Origin of the sequence: Kitasatospora sp. NA04385 (genome assembly GCF_013364235.1) — a bacterium.
Lineage (GTDB): Bacteria > Actinomycetota > Actinomycetes > Streptomycetales > Streptomycetaceae > Kitasatospora.
Genome location: NZ_CP054919.1, coordinates 1,100,796 through 1,117,429 on the forward strand (window position 1 = coordinate 1,100,796; position 16,634 = coordinate 1,117,429).

The window sequence follows — 16,634 nt, forward strand, 5'->3', positions numbered from 1 at the left end:
GTCCCGGCGGGAGGACCTGCCGGAGGAGCGCGCGGAGGACGATCCGGCGCCGAGAGTGCCCGCTCCGGCCCGGTCCGGGCAGGGGCGCGCGCCGCGCCGCACCGGCGGGAGCACCGGGGGGCGGCGGGTGCCCTGGTACGTCTCGCTGCCCGTCACGCTGGCCGTGATCCTGGCGCTGTTCCTGGCGATGGGGAACCTGGGCTGGCTGCCGGGCCTGCCGAACCCCTTCGCCGAGAAGAGCGTCGACCGCAGCCAGCCCGCGGTCCTCAAGTCGGTGCAGAACATGAGCCGGTACAACGCGGCCACCGGTGACTTCCAGGTCATCGTGGACCTCGCGAACGAGGCGAAGTTCCTGCCGTCGGCGATCCTGGGCACCCGCAGCCTGTACGTGGGCGCGGGCAGCGTCGAGGCGTACGTGGACCTCGGCAAGCTCGGGCCGGACTCGGTGAAGGTCTCCGAGGACCGGCGGACGGCGTCCATCACCATTCCGCACGCGCAGCTCGCCGGGGCGGCGCTCGACGTCAAGCGCTCCTACATGTACTCGCAGGAGCGCGGCCTGTTCGACCGGCTCGGCGACCTGTTCTCGTCGAGCACCTCCGAGGACCAGCACAAGGTGGAGCTGCTGGCCGTGGAGAAGATCGACAAGGCGGCGAAGGAGACCGGGCTGACCGGGACGGCGGAGAACAACACCAAGGCGATGCTGACGGGCCTGCTGGGCTCGCTGGGCTTCACCCAGGTCACGGTGACCGTGGCCTGACCCGCCCGCCGCGACGACGGACGGCCGGCCCCCTCGGCGGGGGCCGGCCGTCCGTCGTGCGGTCCGGGTCAGCGCTGGGCGGCGGTGGGCGGCCGGTGGTCGGGGTCGTGCACCTCGCCGACCAGTTCCTCCAGCACGTCCTCCAGGGCGACCAGGCCGAGCTGGCGCCCGTCCGGGTCGACCACGGCGGCCAGGTGGGCGGCGGCCCGGCGCATCGCGGCGAGCGCGTCGTCCAGCGGCAGGCCGGAGCGCAGCACGGTGATCGGCCGCCACAGCCGGGCCGGGATCGGCGCGGTCAGGTCGTCGGCCTCCAGCGAGTCCTTGAGGTGCAGGTAGCCGAGGACGGTGCCGTGCTCGTCGGCGACCGGGAAGCGGGAGAAGCCGGTGCGCACGGCGAGGCGCTGGATCTCCTCGCCGGTGACCTCGCGGCCGACGGTGACCAGCTGCTCGGGGGCGAGCAGCACCTCGGTGACCGGGCGGCTGCCCATCTCCAGGGCGTCCTCCAGGCGTTCGCGGCGGCTGTCGTCGAGCAGGCCGGCCTCGCCGGAGTCGGTGAGCATCAGCAGCAGTTGCTCGCTGGTGGCGACCGAGTCGACCTCGTCCTTGGGCTCGACCCGGAACAGCCGCAGCACGCCGTTGGCGAAGGCGTTCAGGAAGGCGATGAACGGGGCCAGCCAGCGGGCCAGCCGGTCCAGCGGCGGGCCGAGCCAGAGCGCGGCCTTCTCCGGCCCGGCCAGGGCGAGGTTCTTCGGCACCATCTCGCCGATCACCATGTGCAGGAAGACCACGATGCTCAGCGCGATGGCGTAGCTCAGCAGGTGCATCGCCGAGTCGGGCACGCCGAGCGCGTGGAAGGCGGGCTCCAGCAGGTGCGCGATGGTGGGCTCGGCGAGCGCGCCGAGCAGCAGCGAGCAGACGGTGATGCCGAGCTGGGCGGCGGCCAGCATCGCGGAGACGTTGGACAGCGCGTGCAGCACGGTGCGGGCGCGCTTGTCGCCGGCCTCGGCGAGCGGTTCGACCTGGCTGCGGCGCACCGAGATGACGGCGAACTCGGCGCCGACGAAGAACGCGTTGCCGAGCAGCAGGAGCAGGGAGAAGGCGAGTTGCAGGGCGCTCATCGGTGGTTGTCCCGGTCCTCGTGCTGGTCGGCGGGGTCCGCGTCCTCGCGCACCCGGCGGACCTCGACCCGGCTGGTGCGGTGCCGGTCGACGGCGGTCACGGTCAGTTCCCAGCCGGGCAGGTGGGCGCGCTCGCCGACGGCGGGGAGCTTGCCGAGCAGGTCGGCGAGCAGGCCGCCGAGCGTCTCGTACGGGCCGTCGGGGGCGTTCAGGCCGATCTTGGCGAGCTGGTCGAGCCGGGCCCGGCCGTCGGCGTCCCAGACCGGCAGTCCGTCGCGCGGGGCGAGCGGGCGCAGGTCGGGGGTGTCGGCGGGGTCGTGCTCGTCCTGGACCTCGCCGACCACCTCCTCGACGATGTCCTCGATGGTGGCGACGCCGGCGGTGCCGCCGTACTCGTCGACCACCACGGCCATCGGTTCGCGGCCGCGCAGCAGGTCGAGCAGCCGCTCGGCGGGCATGGTCTCGGGGACCAGCAGCGGCGGGGCGGCGAGGTGGCGGACCCGGGTGTGGTCGCGGCGCCCGGCGGGGACGGCGAGGGCGTCCTTGAGGGTGACGGTGCCGGTGACCTCGTCGAGGCTCTCGGCGTACACCGGGAAGCGGCTCAGCCCGGTGGCCCGGGTCAGGTTGAGCACGTCGGTGGCGGTGGCGTCCTCCTGGAGGGCGGCGACGTCGATCCGCGGCGTCATCACGGACTCGGCGGTCAGCTCGCGCAGGCCCAGGGTGCGGACGAACAGCGTCGCGGACTGCTCGTCCATGACGCCGGCCTGGTAGGAGTGCCGGGCCAGCGCGACGAGTTCGTCGGCGGTGCGGGCGTGGCCGAGCTCCTCCTGCGGTTCGACGCCGAGGGCCCGGACGATCCGGTCGGCGGAGCCGTTGAGGAAGGAGATCAGCGGCCGGCAGGCGGCGGAGAACGCGCGCTGCGGGCCGACCACGGCGTAGGCGACCCGGAGCGGCCGGGAGATCGCCCAGTTCTTCGGGACGAGTTCGCCGATCACCATCTGGATCACGGTGGCCAGCACCAGGCCGACGATCAGCGCGGTGCCGCGGGCCGCCGACTCGGGCAGGCCGACGGCGGTGAACACCGGGCCGAGCAGGGTGGAGAGCGCCGGTTCGGCGAGCATGCCGACCACCAGCGAGGTGATGGTGATGCCGAGTTGGGCGCCGGAGAGCTGGAAGGACAGCTTGTGCAGGGCCTTGGAGAGGCTCTTGGCCCGCCGGTCGCCGTCGGCCGCGGCGCGTTCCACGGTGCCGCGGTCGGCGGTCACGAACGCGAACTCGGCGGCCACGAACAGGCCGTTGGCGAGGATGAGCAGGAATGCCGCGAGCAGCAGGAGCCAGGCGGTGGTCATCGGGCCGCCTGCCTTCCCCGGTCGAAGACGTGCGCGGCGGCGCGGGTACTACCGGACGGATCGTCCATCGAGGGGAGGTGTCACTCCTCTGGTCGCGGGTGGAGGCGGGAAGCCCGGGACTGCAGGGGCTTTGCCGCGGTTTTACCAGCGTAGACGATACCCGAACGCTTCTCGGGGCCTGTTCGACCCGTCCGTCCGGGGGCGTGTCAGGCCTGTACCCCGCCGCGCTGTTCGACCAGGTCGCGCAGGGTGCGGGCGGCGGCGACGGCCTGCTCCCGCCCGCCGCCGGGCTGGATGCCGACGGCGGCCAGCGCGGTGCCGTCGGCGAGGTCGAGCATCACCCAGGGGTCGCCGGCCCGGAAGTTGACCCGGACCACCTCGGCCCAGGACAGCCGGCGGCTGCGGACGAAGTTGACCACCGTCAGGCCCGCGTCGTCGGCGACCACCTTGGGGCGGGCCAGCATCAGGCCGACTGCGGCGAACAGCAGGCCGGAGCCGACCATCATGGCCCGGTCGTTGAACTGCCAGCTCTCCGGGAGCGCGACCGCCAGCACCGAGAACAGCACCACCAGCACGGCGCACAGCGTGTAGAGCACGACGCGGTTGCGGCGGGGCGCCCAGGTCACGGGCAGGGTGGCGGCGGGGGCGGGCACGGACACGGGTGGCTCCAGGGTGGGGCGGGGGCCGCGGGCGGCGGCCCCCGTCCGGCGGCGGGTCAGAGGCGGCAGGCGTGGATGTTGGTGACCAGGATGGCGCGGGCGCCGATCGCCCACAGGTCGTCCATGATCCGCTGGGCCTCCTTGCGGAGCACCATCGAGCGGACCGCCACCCAGCCCTCGGTGTGCAGCGGCGAGACGGTCGGCGACTCCAGGCCCGGGGTGAGGGCGACGGCCTCGCCGACCTTCTCGGCGCGGATGTCGTAGTCCATCAGCACGTAGCGGCGGGCCACCAGCACGCCCTGCAGGCGGCGCAGGAACTGCTCGACCGCGGCGTCCTCGCCGGCGCCCTTGGAGCGGATCACCACGGCGTCGGAGACCAGGATCGGGTCGCCGAACACCTCCAGGCCCGCGTTGCGCAGGCTGGTGCCGGTCTCCACCACGTCGGCGATCACGTCGGCGACGCCCAGGTGCACGGCGGTCTCGACGGCGCCGTCCAGCTTGGTGACGGTGGCCTTCACGCCGTGCTCGGCGAGGTGCTGCTCGACCAGGCCGGTGTACGAGGTGGCGATCCGCAGGCCGTCCAGGTCCCGGACGTTCGAGATCCCGGTGCCGACCGGCTTGGCGAACCGGAAGGTCGAGCCGGCGAAGCCGAGCGCGAGCACCTCCTCGGCCTCGGAGGCCGAGTCCAGCAGCAGGTCGCGGCCGGTGATGCCGACGTCGAGGCGGCCGGAGCCGACGTACACGGCGATGTCGCGCGGGCGCAGGAAGAAGAACTCGACCTGGTTGTCCGGGTCGACCAGGACGAGTTCCTTGGCCTCCTTGCGCTGCCGGTAGCCGGCCTCATGGAGCATCTCCGCCGCGGGACCCGAGAGCGAACCCTTGTTGGGGACGGCGATGCGGAGCATGAGTGGCGAACCCTTCGCGTTGGCGATCACTGTGGTGGGACTCAGAGGTACTTGTAGACGTCTTCGAGCGTCAGCCCGCGGGCGAGCATCATCACCTGGACGTGGTAGAGGAGCTGCGAGATCTCCTCCGCCGCCTCCTCGGGCGACTGGTACTCGGCGGCCATCCAGACCTCGGCGGCCTCCTCGACGACCTTCTTGCCGATCGCGTGGACGCCCTGCTGCACGAGCTGGGCGGTGCGGGAGGACGCGGGGTCGCCGGTGGCGGCCTTCTGCTGGAGCTCGACGAAGAGCTCCTCGAATGTCTTGGAAGCCATGATGGGCTCACCTTACGGGGTGCGGGCTGACGTACGGTAAACGGTTTCGCACCGTGGACAGTCGGGTGGACGTCCGGGCGGATCTCCGGACGAACGGCCCGGCGGTTCCACGTCCCGGCGGTCCTACGCCTTGGCGAGGGCGCGCAGGGCGGCGGCGGTGGCGACCGCGGCGGTGACCGCCTCGTGGCCCTTGTCCTCGGCGGAGCCGGGCAGCCCGGCCCGGTCGAGCGCCTGCTGCTCGGTGTCGCAGGTGAGCACGCCGAAGCCGACCGGGACGCCGGTGTCCACCGAGACGTTGGTCAGGCCGAGGGTGGCGCCCTGGCAGACGTAGTCGAAGTGCGGGGTGCCGCCGCGGATCACCACGCCCAGCGCCACCACCGCGTCGTAGCCGGCGTCGGCCAGCCGCTTGGCGGCGACCGGCAGCTCGAAGGTGCCGGGGACGCGCAGCACGGTGGCGCCGGCGTCCACGCCGAGCTCCGCCAGGGCGCGGCGGGCGCCGTCCAGCAGCCCGTCCATCACCTGCTCGTGCCACTGCGCGGCGACCACCGCGACCCGCAGGTCGGCGGTGTCCTCCAGGTGCTGCGGGGACAGGACGGGGGCTCCGTGGCCGGCCATGTTCGTCTTCCTCTGTTCGTTCGGTGGTGGTTGGTCGCTTGCCGCGCCGGGACGGCTACTTGCCGTCGTCGTCGAGCCACGGCAGGTCGTGGCCCATCCGGTCGCGCTTGGTGCGCAGGTAGCGCAGGTTGTGCTCGCTCGCGGTGGTGGGCAGCGGGCGGCGGGCGGCGACCTTGAGGCCGTGCTCGGTGAGCGCGGTCTGCTTGGCCGGGTTGTTGCTGAGCAGGGTCAGCGAGCGCACGCCGAGGTCGGTGAGCACCTGCGCGCCGATCGAGTAGTCGCGGGCGTCGGCGGGCAGGCCCTGGTCGAGGTTGGCGTCGACGGTGTCCAGGCCCTGTTCCTGCAGCTGGTAGGCGCGCAGCTTGTGGGCCAGGCCGATGCCGCGGCCCTCGTGGCCGCGCAGGTAGAGCACCACGCCGCGGCCGGCCTCGGCGACGGCGGCCAGCGAGGCCTGGAGCTGGGGGCCGCAGTCGCAGCGCAGCGAGCCGAACACGTCGCCGGTCAGGCACTCGGAGTGCACCCGGACGAGCACGTCCTCGCCGTCGGGGAGCCTGCCGTCGGCGTCCAGGCCGCCGGCCACCAGGGCCAGGTGCTCGGTGCCGTCGATGGTGCCGCGGTAGCCGACGGCGGTGAACGTGCCGTGCTCGGTGGGCAGTTGGGTGACGGCGGCGCGGTCGACGTGCAGTTCGGTGCGGCGCCGGTAGGCGATCAGGTCCTCGATGGAGATGATCGCCAGGCCGTGTTCGCGGGCGAAGGCGTGCAGTTCGGGCAGCCGGGCCATGGTGCCGTCGTCGTTGACCACCTCGGCGATGCCGCCGGCCGGGGCGAGCCCGGCGAGGCGGGCCAGGTCGACGGCGGCCTCGGTGTGGCCGGGGCGGACCAGCACGCCGCCGTCGACGGCGCGCAGCGGGAAGACGTGCCCGGGGCGGGTCAGGTCGGCGGGCCCGGTGCCGGCGGTGGCGAGCAGCTTGACGGTGCGGGCCCGGTCGGCGGCCGAGATGCCGGTGGAGACGCCGTCGCGGGCGTCCACCGAGACGGCGTAGGCGGTGCCCTTGCGGTCCTCGTTGACCCGGGTCATCGGCGGCAGTTCCAGCCGGTCGAGCTCCTCGCCGGTCATCGGCACGCAGATCACGCCGGAGGAGTAGCGGACGGTGAAGGCCAGCAGTTCGGGGGTGGCGGCGCAGGCGGCGAAGACGATGTCGCCCTCGTTCTCGCGGTTCTCGTCGTCGACCACGATGACGGCGCGGCCGAGCGCGATGTCGGCGATCGCCCGTTCGACCGGGTCGAGGGCCAGCGGCTGTGCGGCGGGCTCGGTGCTCATGCGGCGGCTCCCTTGGCGAGCGGGGCGGTGCGGGCCTTCGTCCACCAGCTGGCCAGGCCGGCCACCACCAGGACGAAGTAGACGGTGAAGGTCAGGGCGGTGAAGGAGTAGCCGTGCTGGTAGGCGTAGGGCACGCCGATCAGGTCGACGGCCAGCCAGGCGAACCAGAACTCGACCCAGCCGCGGGCCTGGGCGTACATCGCGGCCAGCGTGCCGACGAAGATGTAGGCGTCGAACAGCGGGGCGTAGGAGAGGTCCGGCTTGAGGTGGAAGAGCCCGGCGACGGCGGCGGTGCCGGCCGCGGTGGCGGCGACCAGGAGGGCCCGCTCGGTCCAGGTGGCGAAGCGCACCTCGACCCGGCCGGTGTCCCGGCGGCCGCGCTGCCACTGCGTCCAGCCCCAGACCGAGGCGACCACGACGATGGCCTGCTTGCCGATCAGGCCGGGCAGGTGGCTGTTCCAGAAGGCGGTGATCAGCACCGCCCCGGCCAGCAGCTGGACCGGCCAGGTCAGCACCGAGCGGCGCCAGCCGAGGACCAGGCCGGTCAGGCCTATCAGGTTGCCGACCATGTCGGCGACCTTCACCTGCTCGCCGAAGGCGGTGAAGGTCAGTTGGGCGAAGGAACTCACTTGGTACCCCCCGGGGTGTCGGGCAGCGCGCGGGTGTCGAGCAGCCGCTCGACGTACTTGGCGAGGACGTCCACCTCGAGGTTGACGGGCTCGCCGACCTGCTTGGCGCCCAGCGTGGTGAGGGCGAGGGTGGCGGGGATCAGCGAGACGGTGAACGAGTCGAGGGCGGCCTCGACGACGGTGAGGCTCACTCCGTCCACGGTGATCGACCCCTTCTCCACCAGGTAGCGGGCGATCGGCTGCGGGAGGCTGAAGCGCAGCACCTCCCAGCGCGGGGCGCCGTCCGCGTCGAGGTCGCCGGGCGCGCGGGACAGCAGCGTGCCGGTGGCGTCGACGTGCCCCTGCACCAGGTGGCCGCCGAGCCGGGCGCCGAGCGCCATCGCCCTCTCCAGGTTGACCCGGGAGCCGGGGCGCAGCACGCCGAGGCTGGAGCGCCGCAGCGTCTCGCGCATCACGTCGGCGCTGAACTCGCCCGCACGGTCGGCCAGTTGCTCGTTGTCGTCGAGGACGGTCAGACAGACGCCGTTGACCGCGATCGAGTCGCCGTGCCGGGCGTCGGCCGTCACGACCGGTCCGCGCAGGCGGATGCGCGAGGATTCGCCGATCTCCTCGATGGAGACGACCTCGCCGAGCTCTTCGATGATGCCGGTGAACACCCGGGTTCTCCTCGCGCTGCTAGGGGCGCGGACTCCGGGGCGGCTCGTGGGAGTTGACTGCGGACGCATGCCCGACGGGGCGGACCCGGGGCGCCTGGGCTTCCTCGCCGAGGCACGGGCTCGCTGCCGTCCTGCTTCGCGCACCCCGGCCACGGGGGCCGCGGTGCTGACACGCTTCGTCCGCCGCGCACGCCTCCCATCCGGACTTTAACCGTCGGTCCAGGAATTTCACCTGGTCAACCGGCCGCTGGCTGCGGACGGGTCGCGGACTGTAACCGCCGGTTCGGATTTTCACCGACCCCGGAGTGCGCTGAACGTCACTGCTACTGCACTCACATTCTTGCACGCGCGGGTGGTCCGGCCGCAAGGACGTGCCCTGTGGCCTGGTTCACGTCGCGGCGCACGGCGGAAGGGAATAGTTCTCCGCACGGAGGGTTACCGGTCGAGGAGTTGAGCCGGCGCGGCGGTGTTCACGGACGTCCGCCGCGGGGCGGCGGGCAGCACCGCCGACCGGTTCCGGTGCGGGCTGGTGCATGCTGGGGGGACGGGGTTACCGCATAGGCGGAACTTTGGGGGGCCATAGCTCCGGCTTATGAGGGCATAAGCCGGAGCCCCGTACCGGATGCGCCCGCGGGCCGGGAGGCTGAGCGGCACGCGCCCCGAGCCGAACAGGAGTACCTGCCCATGCCCCGCCCCGTCCGGGTGGCCATCGTCGGTTCCGGCCCCGCCGGGATCTACGCCGCCGACGCGCTGCTGAAGTCCGAGCTGGCCGCCGCCCCCGGCGTCTCCATCGACCTGATCGAGCGCCTGCCCGCCCCCTTCGGCCTGATCCGCTACGGCGTCGCCCCCGACCACCCCCGGATCAAGGGCATCATCACCGCCCTGCACCAGGTCCTCGACAAGCCCCAGGTCCGCCTGCTCGGCAACGTCGACTACCCCGGCGACCTCTCGCTCGACGAGCTGCACCGCTTCTACGACGCCCTGGTCTTCGCCACCGGCGCCGAGGCCGACCGCGACATGGACATCCCGGGCATCGAGCTGGACGGCTCGTACGGCGCCGCCGACTTCGTCTCCTGGTACGACGGCCACCCCGAGGTGCCGCGCGACTGGCCGCTGGAGGCCGAGCAGGTCGCCGTCCTCGGTGTCGGCAACGTCGCGCTCGACGTCGCCCGCGTCCTCGCCAAGACCGCGGACGAGCTGCTGCCCACCGAGATCCCGCCGAACGTGTACGCGGGCCTGGCCGCGAACCGGGCCGTCGAGGTGCACGTGTTCGGGCGGCGCGGCCCGGCGCAGGCCAAGTTCTCCCCGATGGAGCTGCGCGAGCTCGACCACTCCCCCACCATCGAGGTGATCGTCGACCCCGAGGACATCGACTACGACGAGGCCTCGATCGCCACCCGGCGCGCCAACAAGCAGGCCGATATGGTCGCCTCGACGCTGGAGAACTGGGCCATCCGCGACGTCGGCGACCGGCCGCACCGCATCCACCTGCACTTCTTCGAGAACCCGGTCGAGGTGCTCGGCGCGGACGGCAGGGTGGTCGCGCTGCGCACCGAGCGCACCGAGCTCGACGGCACCGGCAACACGGTGGGCACCGGCACCTTCCGCGAGTGGCCGGTCCAGGCCGTCTACCGGGCGGTCGGCTACCGCTCCGACGAGCTCGCCAAGCTGCCCTTCGACGCCCTCAGCTCGACCGTCCCGCACGAGGCCGGCCGCGTCCAGGAGAACGGCGCCCACCTGCCCTCGGTGTACGTCACCGGCTGGGTCAAGCGCGGTCCGGTCGGCCTGATCGGCCACACCAAGGGCGACGCCAACGAGACCGTCGCCTGCCTGGTCGCCGACCACGGCGCGGGCCTGCTCCGCGCGGCGGCCGAGCCCGCCGAGGACGCGGTCGTCGACTTCCTGCGCGCGCGCGGCGTCGACTTCACCACCTGGGAGGGCTGGCACCACCTGGACGCCCACGAGAAGGCCCTCGGCGCGGCCGAGGGCCGCGAGCGGGTCAAGGTCGTCGAGCGGGTCGGGATGCTGGACGCCTCGCGCAGCGAGCGGTCCGCGGAGCGCAACAACCTGCGGTAGCGCGGGTGGACGCACAGCGGGATCGCGAGGCGGGCCATCACCTGCACCGTCTCGCGATCCTGCCGGCGCGCTCCTCCCGCCGCGTGCGGTTCCCCGCGCCCCTGATGGCGCGTTTCCCGTTCGTCGGCCTCACATCGCGACGGTCGCTCCGGCGGCCTCCGCCACGACCGGGTCGTGGGTGGCGACCAGGGCCGCGCAGTGGCGCCGGTGCGCGGTGGTGGCGATGAGCTCGGTGAGGACGGCGGCCCGGGTGCGGTCGACCGCGGCGGTGGGTTCGTCGATCAGCAGGAGGTCGGGCTCCGGGAACAGCGCCCGGGCGAGGGCCACCCGCTGGCGTTCGCCGCCGGAGAGCCGGTCGGCGCGGTGGTGCAGGCGGTGGGCGAGGCCGACCTCGCCGAGGGCGGATTCCGCCGCGGCGCGCAGCCGCCGGGCGGGGCGGCCGGCCACCGAGGCGGCGGCCAGGAGCTGTTCGACGGCGGTGAGGCCGCCGAGCAGGTTGCCGCTCTGGAACAGGTAGCCGATCCGTTCGCGGCGGGTGCGGGCCCGTTCGGCGTCGGTGAGGGCGGCGAGGTCGGTGCCGCCGAGCAGCACCCGGCCCTCGTCGGGGCGCAGCAGGGCGCCCGCGACGGCGAGCAGGGTGGACTTGCCGGAGCCGGAGGGGCCGACCAGCGCGGTCAGGACGCCCGGTTCGCAGGTGGCGTCGACGGCGCGCAGGACGGGGGTGCGGGCGTCGCCGCGGCCGAGCGAGACGCTCACGCCGTACAGGGTCAGTGCGGTCATCGTCCGGCTCCCAGCATGGTCATCGGGTCGGCCGCGGCGACCCGGCGGAGGGTGAGCGCGGCCCCGGCGAGGGCGGCGAGGGCGACGGTGCCCATGGTGGCGGCGAGGGCGAACCCGGGGAGGCTGAACGGGACTTCGGTGCCGACCAGCAGGCCGACGGCGGAGGCGAGGGCGGCGCCGGCCAGGGTGCCGCCGAGGACGACGGCGGCGGCCTGGGCCAGGGTGTGGCCGAGCAGGCGGCGGCGGGAGGCGCCCATCGCCCGCAGCAGGGCGAGTTCGGGCTGGCGCTGGACGGTCCAGACGCCGAAGAACGCGCCGACCACCAGCGGGGCGATCAGGTACAGGAAGAACTGGATGGACGTCATGGTGACGCGTTCGCCGGTGTAGCCGGGGGCGGCCGCGTACGCCTGGTCGAGGGTGACCGTCCGGGTGCCGGACTCCCGGTCGGCATCGGCGAGCCGGGCTCCGTCGTCGGCCCGCAGGGCGATCGCGCCGTACTGCTGCGGGAGTTCGGCGGCGGGGGTGCGCGCGCCCGGGGTGGTGAAGCGGATGCGCCGCCAGGTGGCGGTGGTGACGTATCCGGCGGGGACGTGCCCGTAGGAGGCGCGGGCGGCGATGCCGGTGACCTCCAGGGTGATGCCGAGGCGGTCGACGGTGAGGGTGTCGCCGATCCGGACGCCCTCGTCGGCGAGCCTGCGGGAGATCACCAGCTGGTCGTCGCCGCCGAGGGGGCGGCCCTCCTCGGCGCCGGGGTCGAGGAAGGACCCGGGTTCGACGCCGAACGCGGCGAGGTCGACCTCGGTGTGCCGGTCGGTGGTGCCGCGGGTGATGGCGACGCCGAGCGGGGCGGCCCGGACGCCGGGCTGCTGCCGCCAGCGGTCGAGCGTCCCGGCGGGGACGAGGCTGCGGGCGAACTGGTCGGACTCGGCGTCCGGGGAGAACGCCAGGTGGGTGGCGGGCAGGCGGCGCAAGGCGGAGACCGTGTCGTCGCCGAGGCCGGTGGTGAACCCGGAGACGATCCCGACCAGGGCGGCGACCAGGAGGACGACGCAGCCCATGAGCAGGAAGCGGCCGCGGGCGGCCTTGAGTTCGAGCAGGGCGAGGTACACCGCGCTCCTTCCAGGATGGGGACGATGCGTCCCCAACATAGGGCATGGCGACACCGCGTCCCCAAATCGGGGGGCCCGGAGCGGCACCGGGGCCTCCTAGACTGGGCGGGTGCCGAAGATCAGTGCCGCCACCGTCGCCGACCACCGCGCCCAGCAGCACCGGGCGCTGGTCTCGGCCGCCCGCGAACTGCTGGAGTCCGAGGGCGACGCCGCCGCCGTGACCTTCGCCGCCGTCGCCCGGCGCACCGGCCTGGCCCGCAACAGCGTGTACAAGTACTTCCCGGACCGGTCGGCGCTGCTGGCCGCCGTGGTGCACGAGTCCACCCCGGTGTGGACGGAGCGGATCACCGGCGCGATGGCCGCCGCCGACGGCCCCGAGCAGCAGGTCGCCGCGTACGTGCGCGCCCAGTGCGAGCTGGTGCGCGACGGCGAGCACCGGATCGCCCGCGCGCTGGCCGGCGACCGGGACGCCGCGGCGCTGCGCGAGGCCGCCGGGGAGGCCCACCGCCGGCTGCTGTCACCGCTGGTCGGCGCGCTGTCCGAACTCGGCGACCGGACGCCGCTGCGCACCGCGCAACTGCTCCAGGGCCTGGTGAACGCCGCCGTCACCGCCCTGGAGTCCGGCGCCCCCTACCGCCCGACCACCGAACGCGCCGCCGCCCTGGCGGTGGCCTCGCTGGCGGCGCTGGGCGAGTAGGGCGCGTCCGGCCCGGGCTCGCGGCGGTGCGCCGCGGGTGGGGCGGGGGCGGCGGGGTCAGGCGTCCGCTCCGGTGCGCTGGCGGTCGTAGTGGCGGGCGACCCGGGCGCGGTTGCCGCAGGAGGTCTTGCACCACTCCTGGCGGCCGTGGGTCTTGATGAAGTAGCGCACGCAGCGCGGCGCCTGACAGGCCCTCAGCCGTTCGCGGTCGGGGCCGGTCAGGAACTCGACCACCGCGCGGGCCAGCGCGGCGAGCAGTCGGGCCCGGGGGTCGGCGGCCGAGGAGAGCGGGCGGGCCGGGGTCGGGCCGTCGTCGGCGGACCAGTCCAGCTGCGGGGCGACGGGGTCGAGCGCGGCGGCGGCGTTCAGCCGCGCCAGCGCCTCGTCGGCGGGCATCAGCCGGTGCGCGTCGGCGCGGCTGGCCGGGCCGGGGCTGACGGCGCGGGCGAACAGGGCGCGGGCGGCGCGGCGCAGCGCGACCACCTCGGCGTGCAACTCCGCGTCCGGGGCGGGGAGTTCGGCCGTCCCGGTGAAGCGCTCGCCGTGTTCGGCCAGCCAGGCGGCCGCGGCGCCGGGCTCCGCGAGGTCGTCGAGCACGCCGCCGTTGCCGTCGTGCCGGATGGTGCCCACCAAGTCCAGTGCGGGCCAGTGGTGTTGCGTGCCGTCGCCGTTCGCCATGCGGATGCTCCTCGTCTGCGCCGCCGGTGGACATTCTCCCTTGCCGAGCGGATCACTCCTACCCTAAAGTCCCTAACGCCAAAGCGGAATTTAACCATTAGCAAGACGGCGAAGGAGCCTCCCGTGACCCTGCTGCTGGCCCAGATCAGCGACCTCCACCTCGACGGCACCGAGCGCGCCACCGAACGCGTCGAACGCACCGTGCGCCACCTGCGCGGGCTGCTCCGGCCGGTGGACGCCGTGCTGGTCACCGGCGACATCGCCGACCACGGCGCCGAGGACGAGTACCGGGAGGCGGCCGGACTGCTCGCCGAACTCCCCTACCCCGTGCTGCTCTGCCCGGGCAACCACGACGCCCGCCCCGCCTACCGCGCGGCCCTGCTCGGCGAGGAGCCGGACACCGCCCCGGTCAACCGGGCGCACCTGGTCGGCGGCACCGCGATCCTGATGATCGACTCGACCATTCCGGGCCGGGACGAGGGCCTGCTGGAGCCCGCCACGCTCGCCTGGATCGACCGCACGCTCACCGAACTCCCGCCCGGCACGCCCGCGTTGCTCGCCTTCCACCAGCCGCCGGTGTTCCTGCACCACCCGATGCCCGACGCGTACACCCTCCAGCGGCCCGAGGACCTCGCCGCGCTGCTCGACGCCCACCCCGAGGTGGTCGCCGTCCTCACCGGCCACGCCCACACCGCCGCCGCCTCGACCTTCGCCGGACGGCCGCTGATCGTCGGGCCCGCCGTCACCTGGACGCTGCAACTGCCCTGGGAGGCCGAGGACTTCGTCGGCCGCGACCAGCCGCCCGCGCTCGCCTACCACGTCCTGGGCGACGACCGGCGGCTCACCACGCACTACCGCGTCGTGCTCTGACCACCCCCCCCGGAGGCACCCGCCATGCCCACCGCCCGCACGGTCGCCGGGTTCCTGCTCGCCCTGCTCCCGCTGATCGCCACCCCCGGCGCGAGCCTGGCCCTGCTGGTCCGGCAGATCGGCGAGCACGGCCGCCGCCGCGCGGTTCCCGTCGTGCTCGGCACCGTCACCGGCCTGGCCGTCCACGCCGGCCTCGCCCTCGCCGGGCTGGCCGGCCTCACCGCGCACCACCCCGGCGCGCTCACCGCCGTCCGGATCGCCGGCGGGGCCTACCTGATCGGCCTCGCCGTCCTGACCTGGCGCTCTGCGGGCCGCGCCGCGGGCCGCCGCCCGCGCCACGACGGCCCCGCCTTCGTCCAGGCCCTGCTGGCCAACGTCCTCAACCCGAAGGCCGCCTCCATCTACCTCACGCTGCTCCCGCAGTTCCTCGACGCCGCCCGCCCGCTGCCCGCCCAGGTCCTCGTCCTCGCCGCCGCCCACGCCGCCCTCCTCGCCGCCTGGCTGCTCGGCTGGACCGCCCTGCTGGCCCGCACCGCCCCCCGCCCCCGCCCCTGGGCCACCCGCGCCACCGCCGCCGTACTGCTCGCCCTGGGCCTGCGCGCCCTGGCCTGAGCCCGGCCCGGCTCCCCGCAGGCGGCCCTCACGCCCGCACCGGTTCCGACTCCGCCCGGCCCGCCGCGTCCGAGAGTTTGATCAGGATCGCGGTGAGCAGCCAGTTCGCGGTGAGCGAGGAGCCGCCGGCGGCGAGGAAGGGGAGGGCCTTGCCGGTGAGGGGGATCAGGCCGGTGACGCCGCCGACGACGACGAAGACCTGGAGGGCGAGGGCGGCGGCCAGGCCGGTGGCGAGGAGTTTGCCGAAGGGGTCGGTGAGCGAGAGGGCGGTGCGCAGGGCGCGTTCGCACAGGAGGGCGTAGAGCAGGAGGACGGCCATCGAGCCGGCCAGGCCGAGTTCCTCGCCGACGGTGGTGAAGATGAAGTCGCTGCGTCCCGCGAAGCCGATCAGGAAGGGGCGGCCCTGGCCGAGGCCGGTACCGAGAACGCCGCCGGAGCCGAGGCCGAAGAGGGCCTGCGCGGGCTGTTGGGAGATCAGGGCCGGGTCGTGGACGGGTTCGTAGATGTCGAGGGGGTGCAGCCAGGCTTCGACCCGGCCGTGCACGTGGGGTTCGAGGTCGCCGACCACGGCCGCGCCGACGGCGGCCATCAGCAGGCCGATCACCACCCAGCCGGTGCGCTCGGTCGCGGTGTAGAGCATCACCACGAAGACCCCGAAGAAGATCAGCGAGGTGCCGAGGTCCCGTTCGAAGACCAGGACCAGCAGGCTGACCACCCAGATCGCCAGCACCGGGCCGAGGTTGCGGCCGCGCGGCAGGCGCAGGCCCCAGACCCGGCGGCCGGTGAGGGCGAGGGCGTCCCGGTTGGCGGTGAGGTAGCCCGCGAAGAAGACCGTGATGGCGACCTTGACGAACTCGTCCGGTTCGAAGGAGAGCCCGCCGAGGCGGATCCAGCGCTTGGCGCCGAGGGTGTCGCCCGGGAAGAACGCGGGCGCGGCGAGCAGGACCATGGCGACCGTCATGGTCAGGTAGACGTACTTCTGGAACAGCCGGTGGTGCCGGACCACGACCAGCACGGCGACGGCCAGCAGTGCGGCGATCACCGTCCACCGCACCTGGGCGGGCGCGGCGGGGAGCTTCTGCCAGTCGCCCTTGGCTGCGTGCCAGAGGGCGTACGAGAGGTCGAGGCGGTCGAGCAGGGCGAGTCCGAAGCCGCTGAAGAAGACCGCGAGCGGCAGGATCAGCGGGTCCGCGTACGGGGCGGCGCGGCGGACGGCGAGGTGCAGCAGCAGGGCGAGCGCGCCGAGGCCGGTGCCGTACGGGAGCAGGCCGGGCGGGAGGGTGCCGCGCAGGGCGAGGCCCGAACTGGTCCAGGCGGCCAGGCAGACCGCCACCGCGAGGAGCAGCAGGAGGAGTTCGCGGTTGCGGCGGCGGGCGGCGAGGCGCCGGCCGGTGCTGCGCGGGGCGGTTTTCACCCGGGCTCCCCCACTCGGTAGATTCTACAGCGGTGTAGACGCCGGAACCGGTCCCGCGGTTCGCGCCCGCTCCCG

18 protein-coding genes and 1 riboswitch are annotated in these 16,634 nt (G+C 74.1%); of the genes, 5 read left to right on the top strand and 13 right to left on the bottom strand.

The features are described 5' to 3' along the window. The first annotated feature begins 127 nt into the window (after nucleotides 1-127). Entirely contained in the window at nucleotides 128-757 is a 630-nt protein-coding gene (locus tag HUT16_RS04840; RefSeq protein ID WP_176185778.1) for a DUF4230 domain-containing protein, read from the top strand. 68 nt (nucleotides 758-825) lie between these two features. On the opposite strand, the gene HUT16_RS04845 is transcribed toward HUT16_RS04840, so the two are convergent. The 9 genes from HUT16_RS04845 to HUT16_RS04885 form a co-directional block, all read right to left on the bottom strand. Then, nucleotides 826-1,875: a hemolysin family protein gene (locus HUT16_RS04845; protein WP_176185780.1), complete on the bottom strand. Its 1,050-nt coding sequence runs from the start codon at nucleotides 1,873-1,875 to the stop codon at nucleotides 826-828. Beyond that, the gene (locus tag HUT16_RS04850; RefSeq protein WP_176185782.1) at nucleotides 1,872-3,224 is read right to left on the bottom strand and encodes a hemolysin family protein; all 1,353 of its coding nucleotides are present in this window, start codon (nucleotides 3,222-3,224) and stop codon (nucleotides 1,872-1,874) included. The genes HUT16_RS04845 and HUT16_RS04850 overlap by 4 nt, the downstream gene beginning before the upstream one ends. 206 nt (nucleotides 3,225-3,430) lie before the next feature. Then, the gene (locus HUT16_RS04855) at nucleotides 3,431-3,877 is read right to left on the bottom strand and encodes a PH domain-containing protein (protein WP_176192490.1); all 447 of its coding nucleotides are present in this window, start codon (nucleotides 3,875-3,877) and stop codon (nucleotides 3,431-3,433) included. A gap of 62 nt (nucleotides 3,878-3,939) precedes the next feature. Beyond that, entirely contained in the window at nucleotides 3,940-4,788 is an 849-nt protein-coding gene (hisG, locus tag HUT16_RS04860; RefSeq protein ID WP_176185784.1) for an ATP phosphoribosyltransferase, read from the bottom strand. 41 nt (nucleotides 4,789-4,829) lie between these two features. Further along, a complete protein-coding gene (locus tag HUT16_RS04865; protein ID WP_176185786.1) occupies nucleotides 4,830-5,102 on the bottom strand; it encodes a phosphoribosyl-ATP diphosphatase in 273 nt (90 codons plus the stop codon). A 123-nt stretch (nucleotides 5,103-5,225) separates the two neighbouring features. Then, a complete protein-coding gene (gene ribH, locus HUT16_RS04870; RefSeq protein WP_176185788.1) occupies nucleotides 5,226-5,717 on the bottom strand; it encodes a 6,7-dimethyl-8-ribityllumazine synthase in 492 nt (163 codons plus the stop codon). A 55-nt stretch (nucleotides 5,718-5,772) separates the two neighbouring features. Next, nucleotides 5,773-7,038: a bifunctional 3,4-dihydroxy-2-butanone-4-phosphate synthase/GTP cyclohydrolase II gene (locus tag HUT16_RS04875; protein WP_176185790.1), complete on the bottom strand. Its 1,266-nt coding sequence runs from the start codon at nucleotides 7,036-7,038 to the stop codon at nucleotides 5,773-5,775. Beyond that, nucleotides 7,035-7,667, bottom strand: coding sequence for a nicotinamide mononucleotide transporter family protein (locus tag HUT16_RS04880; RefSeq protein ID WP_254897642.1), 633 nt, complete (start codon nucleotides 7,665-7,667; stop codon nucleotides 7,035-7,037). Before HUT16_RS04880 ends, HUT16_RS04875 begins: the two co-directional genes overlap by 4 nt. Further along, a complete protein-coding gene (locus tag HUT16_RS04885) occupies nucleotides 7,664-8,323 on the bottom strand; it encodes a riboflavin synthase (RefSeq protein WP_176185792.1) in 660 nt (219 codons plus the stop codon). Before HUT16_RS04885 ends, HUT16_RS04880 begins: the two co-directional genes overlap by 4 nt. 184 nt (nucleotides 8,324-8,507) lie before the next feature. Beyond that, a riboswitch (FMN riboswitch) is annotated at nucleotides 8,508-8,635 on the bottom strand. 372 nt (nucleotides 8,636-9,007) lie between these two features. Here HUT16_RS04885 and HUT16_RS04890 point away from each other — a divergent pair. Beyond that, complete coding sequence (locus HUT16_RS04890) at nucleotides 9,008-10,399, top strand: FAD-dependent oxidoreductase (protein WP_176185794.1); 1,392 nt, start codon at nucleotides 9,008-9,010, stop codon at nucleotides 10,397-10,399. A gap of 129 nt (nucleotides 10,400-10,528) precedes the next feature. Here the strand turns inward: HUT16_RS04890 and HUT16_RS04895 are convergent, their stop codons facing one another. Further along, on the bottom strand, nucleotides 10,529-11,179 hold the full coding sequence (locus tag HUT16_RS04895) for an ABC transporter ATP-binding protein (protein ID WP_176185796.1): 651 nt from the start codon (nucleotides 11,177-11,179) through the stop codon (nucleotides 10,529-10,531). After that, the gene (locus tag HUT16_RS04900) at nucleotides 11,176-12,288 is read right to left on the bottom strand and encodes an ABC transporter permease (protein ID WP_176185798.1); all 1,113 of its coding nucleotides are present in this window, start codon (nucleotides 12,286-12,288) and stop codon (nucleotides 11,176-11,178) included. The genes HUT16_RS04895 and HUT16_RS04900 overlap by 4 nt, the downstream gene beginning before the upstream one ends. Nucleotides 12,289-12,397: 109 nt before the next feature. Here HUT16_RS04900 and HUT16_RS04905 point away from each other — a divergent pair, with 109 nt between their 5' ends. Continuing rightward, on the top strand, nucleotides 12,398-12,985 hold the full coding sequence (locus tag HUT16_RS04905) for a TetR/AcrR family transcriptional regulator (RefSeq protein ID WP_176185800.1): 588 nt from the start codon (nucleotides 12,398-12,400) through the stop codon (nucleotides 12,983-12,985). 57 nt (nucleotides 12,986-13,042) lie between these two features. On the opposite strand, the gene HUT16_RS04910 is transcribed toward HUT16_RS04905, so the two are convergent. After that, on the bottom strand, nucleotides 13,043-13,663 hold the full coding sequence (locus HUT16_RS04910) for an ABATE domain-containing protein (RefSeq protein WP_176185802.1): 621 nt from the start codon (nucleotides 13,661-13,663) through the stop codon (nucleotides 13,043-13,045). Nucleotides 13,664-13,792: 129 nt separating this feature from the next. Between HUT16_RS04910 and HUT16_RS04915 the strand changes: the two genes are divergently transcribed. Both HUT16_RS04915 and HUT16_RS04920 read left to right on the top strand, forming a co-directional pair. After that, entirely contained in the window at nucleotides 13,793-14,533 is a 741-nt protein-coding gene (locus tag HUT16_RS04915) for a metallophosphoesterase (protein ID WP_176192492.1), read from the top strand. 24 nt (nucleotides 14,534-14,557) lie between these two features. Further along, entirely contained in the window at nucleotides 14,558-15,145 is a 588-nt protein-coding gene (locus HUT16_RS04920) for a LysE family translocator (protein ID WP_176185804.1), read from the top strand. Between the two features lie 28 nt (nucleotides 15,146-15,173). Here the strand turns inward: HUT16_RS04920 and HUT16_RS04925 are convergent, their stop codons facing one another. Beyond that, the gene (locus HUT16_RS04925) at nucleotides 15,174-16,559 is read right to left on the bottom strand and encodes an FtsW/RodA/SpoVE family cell cycle protein (RefSeq protein WP_176185806.1); all 1,386 of its coding nucleotides are present in this window, start codon (nucleotides 16,557-16,559) and stop codon (nucleotides 15,174-15,176) included. Between the last annotated feature and the right edge of the window lie 75 nt (nucleotides 16,560-16,634).